The sequence below is a fragment of the Affinundibacterium danionis genome (genome assembly GCF_042432465.1).
GTDB classification, from domain to species: domain Bacteria; phylum Pseudomonadota; class Gammaproteobacteria; order Burkholderiales; family Burkholderiaceae_D; genus Undibacterium; species Undibacterium danionis.
In genome coordinates this window covers 403,667-421,043 of record NZ_JBHLXJ010000009.1, presented here as the reverse complement: position 1 = coordinate 421,043, position 17,377 = coordinate 403,667, and the positions used below count along the sequence as shown (strand labels likewise).

Below are 17,377 nucleotides of genomic sequence, written 5' to 3'. Positions count from 1 at the left end.
TCTACCTAAATCAATCTAACTCAAGGATGTCTCATGTCGTTTAGCGAAATACTCGCCAGTCTGCCTACTATTGATCATTTAGCGGCTATAGAATTGTTTTCTGCAGAGACTGCGGGTGGAGATTTAATGGCACACTCAGTTGCACGAATAGAAAATAAACCCGGCTCAGCAGGCAGTGTGCGTGTCTATCACGCGCTGTTTCTAGAATTCGGCGAAATCAACCTTGCGGCAGCAGAAAAAGGTCTGGCAATTTATGCAGAACATACGGCAGATGCGATCAATTTCCCAGGCAAGCATCCCAACATCGACAGATTATTGAACATCAAAAATACATCGTCTGGCGAATCAAGCAAGAGCTTAACGGTAAAACTTATACCCGCATAAGGCAGCCACTTGTCTCGCTCATGTGTCTCACTCATGTAGTCGTGACTTTCCTGACCAAGACAGGGGAGTCACTGATTGTTACGCCAGCCTATACCGACGTCCTGATCCATCGTCGCCAATCTAGCTCAACGCGTAAACACCCAATCCCAAGCGAACACTTTGTTTTCGTTTTCCAACACTTGTTCGCCGCACAGCATGATTAGAACCAATTCTCTAATTGGAAATATTCACTGCCATCTCATAGCAAAAAATCCGGATCGCCTTACAAATATCGATGTTTTCAGCGTGCTTTTTTGTTGCATCGCAAATTGACCAGGCCGCGCGTGATTTTGATAATCGCCAACATACCAGTTGACCTATATCTAAAAAAAATTCTGGTATTCAGCGTGCTGTCGGGTACAACAAAATTTCCTCTGCTTGTCTTGTTCAACCTGAACAGTTTCTTCGTTTTTTCATTCAAGTAGTGCTCAATACTCAACGCTAAATGGGAGTCGCATGATGAAGTTCAAACGTTTATTCTTTTCTTTGCTTTTACTCGCGGCAGGTGCGCTGTCGAATATCGCTAGCGCCGATAATTACAGTTTGTGGATTAACGGTCGTACCGGTGGCGGCGTGGTCGGCAACTACAATAGTTTTACTTATTGGGGTCCGGCGACAACGGCGGCAGGCGTCAATAAGAAATCAGTTAACTGGGATGGTTACAATAGTATTGCCTCACAAAATGGGAAAATTCGCGATGCACTAGATTGCTTCTGCACTGGCAATAATTGGTGCTATATCGCCACCCACAGCGCAGGTGATTTAATGCTTGGCTATACACTCGCCAACTACGGCAGCTCGTCACGCATGAAGAAAAATGCGACTGCCAATGCATCGGGACAATGTGGCAACAGCGACGGCACGTCGCAAACCGGTTGGAATATTAAGTGGGTACGTGCTGCCTCCGGTGCGGGGGGGGGATCAGAACTATCTGACGCGGGCTCATGGGCGATCTCAGAACCCTTGGTCAAAGATTTAAAAACCACGACAGCGCGCGCCATGTACAACCACAACAATACCGCCAATGTCTGGTTCTATATGTATGCGGGAGCCAAAGGCACTGTGTACTCAAGCATCTTGCCCGGACAAGATGATGAAGCGGTGGCTTACCACAGCAGTGGTGGTGTTGCGGGTTCATCCGGAAGCTCCTTGTGCAATCCCAGCGACTGGTTTTGCAATGATCTAGCTATGGGAACCGCTGCCAATGAAGGCGGCTCAGTCAAATGGTCATTTCACTCAGTAGCGTTCCGTGATGATAATGAAGCCTACAATCACTACGCTAATGGCAATTGGCAAGGGATAATTTCGGTAGTTCGAAGTGCCATGGTGAGTAGCGCGCTCTAGCTGAACTTGAGCTAAGCATAATCCATATTGACTTATAGATCGCGCTCACGCAGGTATCGGACATTGGGTTTCGATGCCTGCGCCTTAAGTCCTGCAACACAACTGCAGCGCGATGACGACTAAACGGTAGTGATTATGATGAGCTCTAAATAATCACATAAAAATTCAAGCATTTTGATCTGAATCTCACGCCTGCTTTGCCCATGTCTTCCTCCAAAAACACGACCAAGACCAAGACTTGTTCACGACTACAAGCAACAGCTAGTTCAACGGCAGCCCTATCAATTGAGGCTAAAAAAAGAAAGCATCGCACCATGCTCTGGATCGCGACCGGTGTGGCGTCAGGTATCGCCTTGTTCACCTGGCTACAAGTCGCCGCCAACCACGATGAAATCAATGCGCCCAGCACAGCAGCAAGCAGCGAACTGACGACACACCATAATTCCAATATACCAGTAGCGCCAACAACGATAAACACTGGGATGTCACAAGACCGTGCAGCCCTTCGTCAGAATTTAGTAAGACAAGTGGAAGAAGTAGATCACACGCTATGTAGCTATCGTGAAAGCAGCAAATACCCGCTCAGTTCGCGCCCTATCGCTGAACACCCAGATCAGATTTATCCCAATCAGGCGGTGACAGAATCCCATGCACTTCGTAATAAAGATGGCCGCCGAGAGGGGGGCAACTACGCCGCGATTCAGATTTCAACCAGTCAATCACGTGTCTATATGGCAGCGCGCGAATCGGTCACTTTCAGCCTACAAGCGATGGATAAAGATCAGCAAATGCTACCGGTCTTCATTAATCGGGCCATCGCTTTTGGTCTACATTTTGACCAAACTCCCGCGCCCATCCAAATTCCTATAGCAATCGCAGACAACGGTCGTAACGGCGATCGTGTTGCCAATGACGGCATCGCAGGCGGGACACTGAGTCCCGGTACCAATGGCTTTGCCGGTTTTAACGGCACCATACGCACCGAGGTGAACTTTACGGTCAACGGACAAGCTGGCGTGATGTATTTTGACGTGATCTATTCGCCAGAATTACCCGCCACGTGGGTCGGAAAGATTCGTGAAGTCGTCGAAAACGGTGCCTTAGTTTTTTATCTGCCGATAGAAGTGCAGCAAGCCGGTCGCTACATCGTCAATGCGCGTTTGGATGATGCGAAAGGCGCTCCCTTCGCGCTACTCAATTTCAATGAGCTACTGCCATTGGGGCGCAATGAAATTCGTCTGAGTGTGGCGGGTAATTTATTACGCGACAAGCAGGCCAGTTTTCCTATGAGTCTGCGCGATATCGATGGCTATCTACTTAAAGAAAACGTCGATCCAGATCGAGCCTTAATCGCACGTACCGAAGGTGTCGCCCATGTCAGTAAAAATTATAGTTTGAAAAATTTTTCTGATGCTGAATGGAATGGCGAAGAACGTCAGCGTCATTTAAAAGAATTTAGTAAAGACCTAGAGTTAGCCAAGGCGGCCTTAATCGCCTTTGATCCTGAGCAAGCACAACGTCCTTTTCCGCAAAGTGCGTGCAGCTTGAAGAGTAGCAAATCGAGTGGCAACTCATTAGCGGCCTTGTGAGTGGAGAAAAAGGAGCGAATCACAAGCGCGTCTGAACAACGTAGCGACCAATAAATAAAAAGACTGTGCACGCATAATCAGCACAGTCTTCTTTTTTTACTCTGTAAGGAATGACATGCGAACCGACTGTGAGACTAGCGGTAGGCAATCATCAACATTAAGGTCTATCCGTCTTGATTAATTCGCTGTATCAAGGTCGCTAAGATTTGCTCTGCTTTATCATTCTCGACTTGGCAGGTGCCCGCATTTTCATGACCACCTCCACCATATTCCAGCATCAGGGCGCCAATATTGGTTTTTGAGCTACGATTTAATATCGACTTGCCCGTCGCGAAAACGGTGTTTTGTTGTTTCAATCCCCATAACACGTGAATAGAGATATTAATCTCGGGATACATGGCATAAATTACAAAACGATTACCCGCAAAGATAACCTCTTCGTCGCGCAAGTCCAGCACTACTAGATTGCCGTGGATTTGCGAACAACGTTGGATTTGCTCCTTACATTTAAGCGCATGCTCTTGATAAATTTCTACCCGTTCTTTGACATCGGGTAATTCCATGATCTGCTCTATCCTATGATTGCGACAGTAATCAATCAAATCCATCATCAGATTGTAATTCGAGATACGAAATTCGCGAAAACGCCCCAAGCCAGTTCGAGCGTCCATTAGGAAATTTAATAAATCCCATTTTTCCGGATGCAATACTTCATCACGATTAAATTGAGCCGCATCGCCCTTATCCACCGCTGCCATCATTTCATCCCAATCCGCCGGAAAAGCAGCATGCCCACCATAATGATCGTAGACCACACGGGCAGCAGACGGCGCTTCAGGATGAATAATATGATTGCTACGGGCACCCGCGTTGGCGTTACGCAGTGTCTCTGAGAAGTGGTGATCAAACGCCAAGTGTACGCCAGGTACATAGGGTAGATTGGTTGTGATATCCCGCTCGCTGACTTCTACTTTGCCATCTTGCATATCCTTAGGATGGACGAACTTAATATCATCAATCAAGTTAAGATGTTTGAGCAAGACCGCACAAACCAGACCATCAAAATCACTACGCGTAATTAAACGATATTTAGACTCTGTTGACATGTCACACCTCTATGCGAGAAGGAGTTTCTAGTCTAACTCAAAGTTTTCAGGATTTCGACAACTATTACAAAGAAACTGAGACAAAATCGGCACAAAAAGACGTAAAAAAACCTCCATCAATTTCTATGGAGGTTTTTATCATAACGACGACAATAGCGACTTTAAGATAGTCGTCAGCTATTTGTTAATATCGAACCTGAGCGCGGTATATAAGTTTGGTGCTGCCTTCCGCTGGCACATTAATTTTCCAAACCGCAGTATTGCTAGCGCCTTTTACATGCGGATGACTAGCACTCAAAATCTGCCAATCGCCGGGCATAGGTTCCTGTACAGTGACGGTAACAGACTCTTTCTTAGCATTTTTTAAAGTAATCTCATACCCACTCTCAAAAACGTAATTGTACTTAGAGTTTCCTGCGATCTTTTTGAAGTCGGTTTGCTTCTTATCTGCCGTGACATCAAATGCATCACCCAATTTAAGTCTAACCTTTTCATTCTTAGGTGTGTGATCAACGCTATCCTCGCCAATAAACTGTGCATTACCACTGCTATCTTTTTTATACACACGAATCACGCCTTTAGGCAAAGGCATGCCAAGTTGCGAGCTTTCTTTATTATCAAACTCGATGAAAGCACCAATTTTCATCTTCTGTCCCAGATCACCATAACTGCCTTGATAATAGTAATCAGCACCCTTCAACAAAAACTCTTTGCGCGCTGGCACCGCAGCCCCATTCAATAAAGAGACTTGCTTAGTTTGATTTTCAGCGATCGTGGTTGGACGATTCAATGTATATAGGTGATACTCGAACAAAGATTCTTCCGCCATGCTGTCCATCTTTGCGACGGGCGCTGCTGCCATTGCTCTGACGCTAGAGCCGGTTACCATGACTCTTTCTTTAACTTGATTCACATCGCCCGCGACTAACTGTAGCTTGGCGTTTTTATAGCTAGCACCACTGGTATTGGTTAAAGTCACCCAACCAGAGATATCTAATTTATCTTCAGCGGAATTAAGCTCCACCACATAATCCGCTTTCCATGCCAAGCCGCCCGTCAGGTAACTCAACTCTACATCTTGCTGTGCGGTGCTAGTGTTATTGAGTGACATCACCAAGGTAGGACGATCGCGCAGATTGCTTGGCACGTCGTTATAAACAATACGGCCCGGCAAACCAGTTTCTATACGATTACCTATCTTCAAAACCACACCGTCGTTGGCCGCTAACACTTGAGCGACCTCCGTCGTTTCCGCGCCAGTAGCAGGATTGGTGCGCACGATATTCACACTTTGACCTACGTACTTTTCCAGTAATTTTTGAGGTGTCAACAAATCAAAATCAAAATTCTGTTCTTGAACCGACAAACTACCCGGCGCAGAAATACTACGCAGCAAAGCAGTTTCAGGTCGCATTCTGGCACTGACATCGCGGAATGCTAGGCTAGCTACCCCACGCTTCAAAGTCAGCTTACGCGTGTCTTTCACCAGCGCCAGATTTTCGTTATAGATAGTGACTGCGACCTCGCGTTGGTCGTTCAAACCCGTGCGCTGCTCGGGCTCTTGAGCCAACACGGGGAGTGTCATGGCGGCACTCGCGGCGAGCAATAGAGAAATACAAGAGACTGGACGATACATAAAATTCCTTCCTGAAAAGTTCACGACAAAGACAATATAGGACGATGCAATCCGCTTTAGGCTCGTCAACTACATCACATAAATATACAAACGCGGCACCAGGGAAATAAGTAGACGACTTAGTAGCTGCAACACGATCAATGCGACTAAAGGAGAAAAATCTATGTTACCAACTAGCGGTATCACACGACGCAAGGGCGCTAACAATGGCTGGTTCAAAGCCCTAATAACTGGTGCTAAAGGCGCATAGGGATTAACGAAGCTCAGAATAGCTTCAAACACCAATAAGGCCATCAAGCCATAAATAATCCATTGCAGTAGTCGAGCAACAGACAACAGCAATATCAGCGCGATATTAAATTGCGCGCTGAAAAGCGACTCCAATATGAAAGACAAAAACGAGACTAGAAAGGCCGCAATCAAGCTCGCCCAATCTAATCCAAGAAATCCTGGCACGACACGTCGTATCGGCTTAACCAGCCAATCCGTTATTTGAAAAATAGCCTGACCTAGTGAACTAGGAGGACGGATTCTTAAGGCTTGCATCCAAAATCGCAATAAGAGAAATCCGGCGAAAATACCGGCGACGATTTCGATGACGAAGCTAAACATCTCAAACAACATGGACATATCCTCAAAAAAAAACCCACTGGGTGATTAACACACAGTGGGTATTGTGCCTGAATAAAACCAGGCGTCCAAGTAAGAATATTACGCTGGACGAGTACCAGTTGGGAAAGGCCAAGCTGCCGTTGGGCTGACAACTGTCTTTGCTTCTGCTGGCGCAGGTGCTGCTACTGCGGCTGGTTTAGCGGCTGGTTTAGCTGCGGCCTTTTTTGCGGCTGGCTTAGCCGCCGCTTTTTTTGCTGCTGGCTTCGCTGCTGGCTTCGCTGCTGGTTTAGCTGCTGCTTCTTTCGCTGCTGGTTTAGCTGCTGCTTTTTTCGCTGCTGGCTTAGCTGCTACTTTTGCTGCTGCTTTTTTCGCTGCTGGTTTAGCTGCTGGCTTAGCCGCTGCTTTTTTCGCTGCTGGTTTAGCCGCTACTTTTGGTGCTGGTTTAGCTGCTGCTTTTTTCGCTGCTGGTTTAGCCGCTACTTTTGCTGCTGGTTTAGCTGCTGCTTTTTTCGCTGCTGGTTTAGCCGCTACTTTTTTCGCTGCTGGTTTAGCCGCTACTTTTGCTGCTGGCTTAGCTGCTGCTTTTTTCGCTGCTGGTTTAGCCGCTACTTTTGCTGCTGGCTTAGCTGCTGCTTTTTTCGCTGCTGGTTTAGCTGCTACTTTTGCTGCTGGCTTAGCTGCTGCTTTTTTCGCTGCTGGTTTAGCCGCTACTTTTGCTGCTGGCTTAGCTGCTGGTTTAGCTGCCGCTTTTTTCGCTGCTGGCTTAGCTGCTGGTTTAGCTGCCGCTTTTTTCGCTGCTGGCTTAGCTGCTACTTTTGCCGCTGGTTTAGCTGCTGCTTTTGCTGCTGGTTTAGCCGCTACTTTTTTTGCAGCAGGCTTAGCTGCTGCTTTCTTTGCCGCCGGTTTCGCCGCAGGCTTAGCTGCTGCTTTCTTGGCTTCTGGTGCTGTTGCCATTTTGTTTCTCCTTCACGTTAGTCGGAAAAAATCAGATTAAAGTTAAAATCCGCTCGCTTTCTGGTAAGCGGATTATTCATCGGCACAAACATGACGTCTGGTTGCGCTAATGAATTCGGCACCGACCTCTTATTAACTCCCACAGGCTAATAAGATGATCATATGGCTTTGTCGTTTGCCCCTTTTTATTCTTAATAACAGGCAGACCTTAACGATTTATGACAACAGCCAAAAACGCTAATTTAAAAACTAGCGTCGGAATTCTTTACTATACAAACTTAAATCGGTCTTCGCGTAGCAAAACCGTTTGAAAATCGGTTTGAAGAAACACCAAACACAAAAGCGCAACACCCAGCCTCGCCGGGGTCGCGCTATCAAAATTTACCACATCGAATGAGTCTAAAAAGTTCATTCAGTTTTGTGAAGCCTTTCTTGTTCAATTACTTTGGTCGCATTTTACTGTCTTTACGATTTCTTGTCTTGAACACTTTCGACTACAAAAATTTATTTTTACTTATTTATTCACCCTCATGTACTCACAATTATTTATTCCCAATTGAGAGCACCGCCTGTTTGATATTCGATGACGCGGGTTTCAAAGAAGTTTCGCTCTTTTTTCAGATCGATCATTTCGCTCATCCACGGGAAAGGATTTTCTTCTTGTGGGAACAAAACATCGAGACCGATTTGTTGTGCGCGACGATTTGCGATGAATCGTAAATAGCCTTTAAACATAGGCGCATTCAAGCCGAGTACTCCTCGCGGCATTGTATCCTCTGCGTAACGATATTCCAACTCTACCGCACGTAAAAACAACGATTTAATTTCGTCGCGAAATGCAGCGGTCCACAAATGCGGATTCTCCATTTTGATGGTGTTGATCAAATCGATTCCGAAATTGCAGTGCATCGATTCATCACGCAAGATGTACTGGTATTGTTCCGCCGCACCCATCATTTTATTCTGACGACCGAGCGCAAGAATTTGTGTGAAGCCAACATAGAAGAAAAGGCCTTCCATCAAACACGCAAAAACAATCAATGAGCGCAATAGGGTTTGATCCGCTTCCGTAGTGCCTGTCTTGAATTCTGGGTTAGTCAGCACATCAATAAATGGAATCAGAAACTGATCTTTATCGCGAATAGATTCGACTTCGTTATACGCATTAAAAATTTCTGCCTCATCCAAACCAAGTGACTCAACGATGTACTGGTATGCATGCGTATGAATCGCTTCTTCGAACGCCTGACGCAATAAATATTGACGGCATTCTGGTGCAGTGATGTGGCGGTAAGTGCCGAGCACAATATTATTCGCAGCCAAAGAATCGGCTGTCACGAAAAATCCGAGGTTACGTTTGACCAAGCGACGCTCATCTTCCGTCAAGCCGTTTGGATTTTTCCATAGCTCGATATCGCGCTGCATATTGATTTCTTGTGGCATCCAATGGTTAGCGCAACCCGCCAAATATTTATCCCAAGCCCATTTATATTTGAATGGGACCAGTTGGTTAACGTCGGTCTGGCCGTTAATGATACGTTTGTCGGCGGCATTCACACGACGTCCGATATCCTCTGGCGTTACGACACTTGGTTTGGTTACCAGTGCAGGATTCAAGGCGACGTCTTGCGTTTGCAGACGAGTTTGATATTGATCAAAAGCCGTTTGTGTTTGCGCACTTGGCTGGCCCGCTGGACGTGGTGCCGGCGCTGCTGGAGCTACTTCATCATCCCATGAAAGCATGTGATTTCCCTTACGATGTACTGTTAATGAGTTGTCGTCTAAACGTCAAAACTATGGATAATTTTTATCGACTAACGAGAATGACCTCTGCCAAATTACTTAACAGAGGTCTTTACTGAGCTTATTCAGATTATTGGCAAGCTTCGCACTCTTCGAAACCTGGATCACCTGGGCGTAGATAACATGCCGCACCATCTGCCTCGATGGTCGTTGTCGCTGCGACCTCTGGGCTAGCGGAATAGCCACCATTACCACCATCGACGGCTACAGCATTCAATGCACCCGTCTTGCTGGTTGATTTTTCTGTATGCGTCGCACCTATCGTACGCAGGTAGTAAGTCGTTTTCAGACCACGCAACCACGCCAATTTATAGGTTTCATCCAATTTCTTACCAGATGCGCCCGCCATATAGATATTCAAAGACTGCGCCTGATCTATCCATTTTTGACGACGAGAAGCCGCTTCTACTAACCAACTTGGGCTGATCTCAAAGGCCGTCGCATACAACTCACGTAAGTCTTCTGGGATACGGTCGATCTTCGCCAAGCTACCGTCGAAATATTTCAAGTCGGAGATCATCACGTCGTCCCACAGACCATAATCCTTCAAATCACGCACCAAATGTTCGTTGATTTCAGTGAACTCGCCTGACAAATTAGATTTTACATACAGATTTTGGTAAGTAGGCTCGATACAAGCGGATACGCCAATAATATTGGAGATAGTCGCTGTTGGAGCGATTGCCACGCAATTTGAGTTGCGCATGCCGTACTGCTTGATACGCTCGCGGACGATAGACCAGTCCATAGTTTCAGAACTATCCACTTCTAAATAACCGCCACGCTCTTGCGCCAACAACTTCACAGAATCCTGCGGCAGGATGCCACGATCCCACAAAGAACCTGTATAAGAACTATAACGACCACGTTCTTGTGCCAATTCAGTTGAAGCCAAATAAGCGTAGTAACATACGGCCTCCATCGAGGTATCTGCGAACTGCACCGCATCCATTGAAGCATAAGGAATACGCATCATGTGTAAGCAATCTTGGAAACCCATAATGCCTAAGCCTACTGGACGATGGCGCAAATTGGAATCACGTGCTTTTTTCACCGCGTAGTAATTAATATCAATAACGTTATCCAGCATACGCATTGCAGTCGTAATGGTACGTTTGAGTTTGTCGTGATCTAATTTGCCATCTTTCAAATGCGCAGGCATATTCACAGAGCCTAGATTACATACCGCGATTTCGCTATCGTTGGTATTCAAGGTGATTTCTGTACACAAATTAGAACTATGAACCACACCCACATGTTGTTGTGGTGAGCGAATATTGCATGGGTCCTTAAATGTGATCCATGGATGACCTGTTTCAAACAACATGGACAACATCTTGCGCCACAGATCTAAGGCTGCGACTTTTTTAGATAACTTGATTTCGCCACTGGCAGCCTTCGCTTCATAGGCGGTATAAGCCTCTTCAAAAGATTTACCGAATTTATCGTGCAAATCTGGTACATCAGAAGGAGAGAACAAAGTCCATTCACCCTTCTCCATCACGCGCTTCATGAACAAATCAGGAATCCAGTTAGACGTATTCATATCATGCGTGCGGCGACGATCATCACCAGTGTTTTTACGCAACTCCAAGAATTCTTCTACGTCCATGTGCCAAGTTTCGAGGTAGGCACAAACTGCGCCTTTACGCTTACCACCTTGATTGACCGCGACTGCTGTATCGTTGACCACTTTCAGGAATGGCACCACACCCTGTGATTTACCATTGGTGCCTTTAATATGTGCACCCAAAGAACGCACTGGCGTCCAATCGTTACCCAAACCGCCAGCATATTTAGCCAGCAAAGCGTTTTCTTTAATCGCTTCGTAGATGCCATCCAAATCATCTGCTACGGTCGTTAAATAGCAAGACGATAATTGGGAACGCTGCGTACCACTATTAAATAGTGTCGGCGTGGAGCTCATGAAATCAAAGCTCGATAACAAATTGTAGAATTCAATCGCGCGCGCTTCTCGGTCGATCTCATTTAAAGCCAAGCCCATCGCCACACGCATATAGAAAGCCTGAGGCATTTCAATCCGGGTATCGCGAATATGCAAGAAATAGCGGTCATACAAAGTTTGCAAACCGATATAACCGAATTGCAGATCGCGATTCGCGACCAAGGCATTCGCCATCTTCTTGAGATCAAATTGACCCAATTTGGCATCCAACAAACCTGCTTCGATACCCTTCTTGATGAATTTTGGGAAGTATTCTACGTATTCTTCAGCCGCATCTTTTTGTGCCACTTCTTTGCCGAATACTTCCTTACGTACCGTGTGCAACAACAAACGCGCAGTCACTTGGCTGTAAGCAGGTTCTTTTTCCATCATGGCGCGTGCCGCCAAAATAGCTGACTTGTGCAATTCTTCAACTGGCACACCGTCGTACAAATTCTTCAAAGTTTCGATCAGAATGGCTTCCGCATCGACTAATTTTTCCAAGCCTACACAAGCAGCCAAAATCAAGGCGCGTACTTGTGCTACTTCCAAAACTTGTGAGCGACCATCGACTATCACGTGAATTTGTGGCACCGCAGAATCAGACTTACCTGCCGCCTGTGCTTCTAATTGTTGACGGCGCTCTTCCATGCGTTTGGCACGATACAAAACATATGCACGGGCAACATCGTGCTCACCGGAACGCATCAAAGCCAATTCAACTTGATCTTGTATGTCTTCAATGTGGAAAGTGCCGCCATTCGGTTGACGACGCATCAAGGCGTTCACCACCGTGGAAGTTAATTGCTCGACCAACTCACGAATTCTCGCAGATGCCGCGCCTTGTCCACCATTAACGGCCAAAAATGCCTTCGTTACCGCGATAGAAATTTTTGAAGGTTCAAAACCAACCACCGCACCATTGCGGCGAATAATACGATAATCACCAAATCCAGCCACAGGCTGCGTCTGCGTGTGCGCAGAAGTAGCGGCGTGAGCCAAATTTGAATCAAAGGATGGTGCTGAGGATATTTCTAGTGAAGAGTGCATTTCGCCTCCAGGTTCAGGGTCTTATTAATATAAATTCAAAACTAATTTGAATATAACGCTCTGCGATTTTGCTGCTGACTTTGCTACTGATCATGTAATGCGGTATTGCGGGTCTTTGATGATGCAAAACTTAAAGCTAAACTAAACAAAGCTAAACAAAGCTACGAGTAAAAACAAACAAAACTCAATGAACAAAAAATACATCTCTTCCATTTACTGCTGAAGAGATGTTTTCTCGTGCTCCTAAGAATAGGATCACATCGCTCATTGCCTCCTGTTTCATTTGCTGTCACATCTAAGCTAAATAAACACAACGATGAAACGGTAGTATCAAGCGATAAAACGCTAAAAAAATAATTTTTAGGAACTTTCTAAAAAACACTATATCTAGTGCGTTTATTTTTATTTGCACTAATTCTAGTGTCCCTACAACAAGTACGCAACCGCTTTTTTATGCTTGAGCTAGTTTTATTTGCTTGAATTTATACAGTTCTATTTGACATTACACAGCCGACAAAACAATGCGGATTACCACGTGAGTAACCACTAACATTGATTGCTGAATTCTTGTGCACATCTAGCCTCAATAGAAATTTTTAAGTGTATCTATTTATTTATCAAAATAAATGACGGCAAACCGCTGAACAAAAAATGAGCAGCAATTCAATGCGTTGCAACTGCAGTGAGGGCTAGATGCACTAGATTTAGAGAAGTCTCTGGGATCGCAGATTTTGCGAGGCTATCTTAGTCAACGATACAATGCGCGCAAACTTAGCTTCATTTGCCACGTTATTTGGTTGAAGTAAACCTATGAGAGAATTAGAACAAAGTAGGCGCTTCCCAATGCCACGGCCCTAAAGCTTTTTGATAACGCAGCCAATCAAAATAAGGACCGGGATCGGTCTTACGTCCCGGCGCAATTTCTTCATGTCCAGCGATGTGGGCGATAGGAAAATGCCGCAATAATGTCTGGCTAAGTGTTACCAAACTCGTATATTGTGCATCTTCAAAAGGGCCGTTATCACTGCCCTCCAATTCTATGCCGATAGAAAAATCATTGCAGCCATCGCGCCCCTGAAAGTGCGAGACGCCAGCATGCCAAGCTCGCTCAAATACGGAAACAAATTGCTGAATCTGGCCAGTACGCCGTATCAGAAAATGACTGGATACTTGCAAGCCCTTAAGATCGGCAAAGCTTTCGTCCGCAGAACAATCTAATCTATTAAGAAATAAATCAGCAATGTAGTTGTGTGCGTATTGCCCTACTGGCAAACTAATATTATGAATCACCAACAAAGAGACGGACATGCCGACAGGACGCGGGCCAAAATTCGGAGAAGGTAATTGCTGTACTTGTGGACACCAACCTTGAGCGTCTAGTACATAATTACTAGTTTGCTCTTGATGGATCTCTTGACTAAGCTCTTGACTAAGCTCTTGAATCGCCGCTTTAGTAACGACTTTACTAGCCTCAAGAGACTCTCTTTCAGTCTGTGTTTCTGACAACGAAGAATGATTAATGCGTGTCAACATCGCTAATCTTCAATTTCTGAATAGAATACCGCAGTTGCCGAAAGCTGACGCCCAATAACTCGGCCGCTTGGGTTCGGTTATTTCTGGTCTGCTTCAAAGCGCTGCGTATCACTTCACGTTCAATTCTTTCCAAATAGTCCGGCAAGCTACATGGCAATGATGGCACCAGAAATACGGAGGCTGGCGATTTCAAATCAGTATTCGAATCGAGCAGAGCATCCTTATGAGTGGCTTGGCTCCCCCCCCCATCGTCTCTATTCGCTTGTCCACTGAGGTCGGTGACATGGGTTGCAGAATCAGCGCTTGGACTATCAGCAGTAAAACTAGCCGCACTCGCATTCGCATCACGTGACTCTGCTTGCACCTGAATAGACGAACTATGGTGTAACTTTTGAGTCTCACTTACAACGCTAGCCAACAAAGGAGCTTCATGACGTGTCGTAGATCGCAAACCCAAATCAATCACATCAATACAACCATCATTAGCAAAGGCCGCAGCTCGTTCTAGAATATTTTCTAGTTCCCGCACATTCCCCGGAAAATCATATTGCTGCAAAGCCGCCAAGGCTTGCGGATTCAATACGATTTGATAACCGGGACTCGCCAATCTTAATAAAATACTGCTCGCCAATTCAGGTACATCACTTAAACGCTGACGCAAAGGCGGCAAGACCAACTCAATCACGTTTAAACGATAATATAAATCCTGACGGAATTTACCCGCACTGACGCAGCTTTCCAAATTTTGATGGGTGGCACTCAAAATACGCACATCCACAGGCTCTTCTGTCGTGGCACCGACTTTGCGCACACGACGCTCTTGTATCGCACGTAGCAGTTTTACCTGCATCGCCAGAGGCAAATCCGCCACTTCGTCTAACATCAAAGTGCCGCCATTGGCCGCTTGAAAGAATCCATCTCTATCATCATTTGCGCCGGTAAATGCCCCTTTACGATAACCAAAAAACTCGGCCTCCATCAGCATCTCTGGAATCGCACCACAGTTAACCGCAACAAAGGCTTTCCCCGCGCGCGGGCTGTTTCTATGAATTTCGCGGGCAGCCAACTCCTTACCGCTTCCCGATTCACCGGTAATAATCACGGGCGCCATGCTGCGCGCGAGGCGACTAATTTGCGAACGGACTTGTTGGATTTGCTCAGATTGTCCAATTAAAAAAGAAGGACTGGTTACTTTGGTCGTAACAACTGCGATCTCTTCTACCGGTTTCACATTTTGTATCTGCAAAGCGGAGCGCACTAGTTTGCGTAATTGATCAAGTGCGACTGGTTTAGACACATAATCAAAGGCACCCGCTTTTAGAGCTACCACTGCATTATCGGTGCTACCAAAGGCAGTAATAACCGCAATTGGCGTGTTCTTATAACGAACATTAACTTCTTCAACCATCTCCAAGCCCGAACCATCGGGCAAACGCATATCCGTCAAAATCAGAGAATAACTATGTTTACTTAAATAGCGACGAGCGACTTCCAGCGACTCGGCGCTATCTACTTCCAAACCCATTTTTATCAGGGTAATCTCTAATAATTCACGCAAATGCGCTTCGTCATCGATGACGAGAATTCTCGCCGAACCGGTATTCTCGGAATTGTCCATGACTACACTAATACTTTCTTATTCATGATTTTTCGCTTGAAGAGAAATTAATGACGAAACGACCGCCAGGTTCCATACCTATGCTTACCGTCTCGTCATTTCTATATTCATAGTCTAATAAAGCATGATTATTCAAACATAATTCACGCGCCATGTAGAGTCCTAGACCGGTACCTTTACTCGAGGTTGTATAAAACGGCTCAAATAAATGCGCGCGGACCGAGGATGAAATTCCAGGACCGTCATCTTGTATGTGTAACTCGCGCCGATTGCCCGACGATATCTTGATCGTCAAACGTATACACCCTGGCTTTCCACTTGCATAACGCAAGGCATTTGATAATAGATTGGTGACCACTTCGTGCAAATGACCGGGATCAAACACCACGTGAAAACGCCCAAAGTCACTAACATGAATCATATTTTCTGAGATGCCTCGCGTCTCGACAAACTCTTGAACAATATCGCGCAAAGCATCCATCAACAAGATAGGCTGCAAATTCATTTGCGCTTTACGTGACAACTTTAAAATATCTTCAATCAACTGATTTAAGCGCATCACATTGTCATCGACAATTTTTAAGAGTCGCTTAGACTGCACTTCATTATGTACGTCTTCACTCAATAAAGAGGCTGCGTACGAGATCGACGATAATGGATTGCGAACTTCGTGCGCGATACTGGCCGTCAGACGCCCCATAGACGCCAACTTCAATTGCTGAGCTTGGTTTTCTATATCCGACACGTTTTGAATAAAAATAATCGTACACGGCGCAACCGCTCCCCCCAAATGCTCAAAATCATATTCTTCAATCCTAATAAAACGCAATTTCAGATGAGTTACTGCCTCGTGCGGCTCCTCGGCCGCCGAGTATGAAGCGTAGTCAGACGAACGATGCTTATCATCGACAAAATGACGTAACACAACAAAAGATGCACTTTCATTTCTCAGCCACGTCGTGGTATCAGGTCGATGTCCATCATTCCAGCGTTGTAAAGCCGTAGCGATCGGTTCCAGGCTGGGAATCTGATTTAGCTGAACTCGTTCGCTACTACCAGAACGCATAGGATTGACACCTAACATGCGATCCGCTGCAGGATTAGTCTCAAATAAATAACCATCTTGATCTATAACCAAAACTCCATCATCCATGTCCGCAATCACGGTACGATTAATCGCCTGCTGCAAAGCCAACTCAAAACCGCGTTGCATCGCCAACTCTTCTTGCCCTATCAAATTTTTTGCCAAACGATTCAACACATACACCACGGCAAAATAAGCAGCACCGTACAAACCTGCTTGGGAAATCAGCTGACTATCTTCGTTTTGTAAGACCTGATAAGCATTCACCAGTAATATAAACAAAGACACCGCCGACACAAAAAACAAGGCCAGCAGCATGGGTGCCAAAATACCAGCGGCAGCCAAAGGGAATAAATACAGAATGATCAAACCACTTTTACTTCCGCCAGCGCCCACATACAGCATGGAGATGACGACCAGATCGATGGTAATCTGTGCGACCAGATGAAAGAAGAAATGCAGGGGCCAGCGTATTTTCAACACCACAAACATCAACGCGATGCAAAGATAGCTGACGCCCAAAATACGCAAGGAAGTGGAATTTAAAAGCCAACTGTCCTGCAAAGATTTGAAGTTTAATAAAATCAGCAGAACCAATGCCATCAGGACCCGTGAGGCATTGAGCGTTTGCAGGGAGCGCCATAATGTCGTGTTTACGCTCGCCTGATGCGGAGACATGA

The 17,377-nt window shown here is 45.7% G+C and carries 12 protein-coding genes; 3 read left to right on the top strand and 9 right to left on the bottom strand.

Annotated elements, in window-relative coordinates:
* Positions 1-33 precede the first annotated feature (33 nt).
* From ACFFJH_RS10045 to ACFFJH_RS10035, 3 genes are all read left to right on the top strand, one after another.
* Positions 34-384 (top strand): DUF2322 family protein, encoded by a 351-nt coding sequence (locus ACFFJH_RS10045; RefSeq protein ID WP_390212114.1) that lies wholly within the window; start codon positions 34-36, stop codon positions 382-384.
* Between the two features lie 495 nt (positions 385-879).
* Entirely contained in the window at positions 880-1,767 is an 888-nt protein-coding gene (locus ACFFJH_RS10040; protein WP_390212112.1) for a hypothetical protein, read from the top strand.
* A 203-nt stretch (positions 1,768-1,970) separates the two neighbouring features.
* The gene (locus tag ACFFJH_RS10035) at positions 1,971-3,356 is read left to right on the top strand and encodes a hypothetical protein (protein WP_390212110.1); all 1,386 of its coding nucleotides are present in this window, start codon (positions 1,971-1,973) and stop codon (positions 3,354-3,356) included.
* 164 nt (positions 3,357-3,520) lie between these two features.
* Here the strand turns inward: ACFFJH_RS10035 and ACFFJH_RS10030 are convergent, their stop codons facing one another.
* From ACFFJH_RS10030 to ACFFJH_RS09990, 9 genes are all read right to left on the bottom strand, one after another.
* On the bottom strand, positions 3,521-4,462 hold the full coding sequence (locus ACFFJH_RS10030; protein ID WP_390212108.1) for an exopolyphosphatase: 942 nt from the start codon (positions 4,460-4,462) through the stop codon (positions 3,521-3,523).
* 184 nt (positions 4,463-4,646) lie between these two features.
* Positions 4,647-6,098: a DUF4139 domain-containing protein gene (locus tag ACFFJH_RS10025; RefSeq protein WP_390212105.1), complete on the bottom strand. Its 1,452-nt coding sequence runs from the start codon at positions 6,096-6,098 to the stop codon at positions 4,647-4,649.
* Positions 6,099-6,167: 69 nt separating this feature from the next.
* The gene (locus tag ACFFJH_RS10020; protein ID WP_390212102.1) at positions 6,168-6,722 is read right to left on the bottom strand and encodes a YggT family protein; all 555 of its coding nucleotides are present in this window, start codon (positions 6,720-6,722) and stop codon (positions 6,168-6,170) included.
* Between the two features lie 87 nt (positions 6,723-6,809).
* Complete coding sequence (locus ACFFJH_RS10015; RefSeq protein WP_390212100.1) at positions 6,810-7,664, bottom strand: hypothetical protein; 855 nt, start codon at positions 7,662-7,664, stop codon at positions 6,810-6,812.
* 546 nt (positions 7,665-8,210) lie between these two features.
* Positions 8,211-9,407 carry a ribonucleotide-diphosphate reductase subunit beta gene (locus tag ACFFJH_RS10010; RefSeq protein WP_390212098.1) on the bottom strand — a complete coding sequence of 399 codons (1,197 nt, stop codon included), beginning with the start codon at positions 9,405-9,407 and terminating at the stop codon, positions 8,211-8,213.
* A gap of 130 nt (positions 9,408-9,537) precedes the next feature.
* Positions 9,538-12,462 (bottom strand): ribonucleoside-diphosphate reductase subunit alpha, encoded by a 2,925-nt coding sequence (locus tag ACFFJH_RS10005; protein ID WP_390212096.1) that lies wholly within the window; start codon positions 12,460-12,462, stop codon positions 9,538-9,540.
* Between the two features lie 819 nt (positions 12,463-13,281).
* Positions 13,282-13,995, bottom strand: coding sequence for a 1,6-anhydro-N-acetylmuramyl-L-alanine amidase AmpD (ampD, locus tag ACFFJH_RS10000; protein WP_390212094.1), 714 nt, complete (start codon positions 13,993-13,995; stop codon positions 13,282-13,284).
* The gene (locus ACFFJH_RS09995; RefSeq protein WP_390212092.1) at positions 13,979-15,613 is read right to left on the bottom strand and encodes a sigma-54-dependent transcriptional regulator; all 1,635 of its coding nucleotides are present in this window, start codon (positions 15,611-15,613) and stop codon (positions 13,979-13,981) included. Before ACFFJH_RS09995 ends, ampD begins: the two co-directional genes overlap by 17 nt.
* Positions 15,614-15,635: 22 nt before the next feature.
* Complete coding sequence (locus tag ACFFJH_RS09990; RefSeq protein WP_390212090.1) at positions 15,636-17,375, bottom strand: sensor histidine kinase; 1,740 nt, start codon at positions 17,373-17,375, stop codon at positions 15,636-15,638.
* Positions 17,376-17,377: the final 2 nt, after the last annotated feature.

What these genes read in the sequence shown, in the direction of transcription:
- ACFFJH_RS10045 (WP_390212114.1), top strand. Translation starts at nt 34, where the DNA reads ATGTCGTTTAGCGAAATACTCGCCAGTCTGCCTACTATTGATCATTTA.
- ACFFJH_RS10040 (WP_390212112.1), top strand. Translation starts at nt 880, where the DNA reads ATGATGAAGTTCAAACGTTTATTCTTTTCTTTGCTTTTACTCGCGGCA.
- ACFFJH_RS10035 (WP_390212110.1), top strand. Translation starts at nt 1,971, where the DNA reads ATGTCTTCCTCCAAAAACACGACCAAGACCAAGACTTGTTCACGACTA.
- ACFFJH_RS10030 (WP_390212108.1), bottom strand. Translation starts at nt 4,462, where the DNA reads ATGTCAACAGAGTCTAAATATCGTTTAATTACGCGTAGTGATTTTGAT.
- ACFFJH_RS10025 (WP_390212105.1), bottom strand. Translation starts at nt 6,098, where the DNA reads ATGTATCGTCCAGTCTCTTGTATTTCTCTATTGCTCGCCGCGAGTGCC.
- ACFFJH_RS10020 (WP_390212102.1), bottom strand. Translation starts at nt 6,722, where the DNA reads ATGTTGTTTGAGATGTTTAGCTTCGTCATCGAAATCGTCGCCGGTATT.
- ACFFJH_RS10015 (WP_390212100.1), bottom strand. Translation starts at nt 7,664, where the DNA reads ATGGCAACAGCACCAGAAGCCAAGAAAGCAGCAGCTAAGCCTGCGGCG.
- ACFFJH_RS10010 (WP_390212098.1), bottom strand. Translation starts at nt 9,407, where the DNA reads ATGCTTTCATGGGATGATGAAGTAGCTCCAGCAGCGCCGGCACCACGT.
- ACFFJH_RS10005 (WP_390212096.1), bottom strand. Translation starts at nt 12,462, where the DNA reads ATGCACTCTTCACTAGAAATATCCTCAGCACCATCCTTTGATTCAAAT.
- ampD (WP_390212094.1), bottom strand. Translation starts at nt 13,995, where the DNA reads ATGTTGACACGCATTAATCATTCTTCGTTGTCAGAAACACAGACTGAA.
- ACFFJH_RS09995 (WP_390212092.1), bottom strand. Translation starts at nt 15,613, where the DNA reads ATGGACAATTCCGAGAATACCGGTTCGGCGAGAATTCTCGTCATCGAT.
- ACFFJH_RS09990 (WP_390212090.1), bottom strand. Translation starts at nt 17,375, where the DNA reads ATGTCTCCGCATCAGGCGAGCGTAAACACGACATTATGGCGCTCCCTG.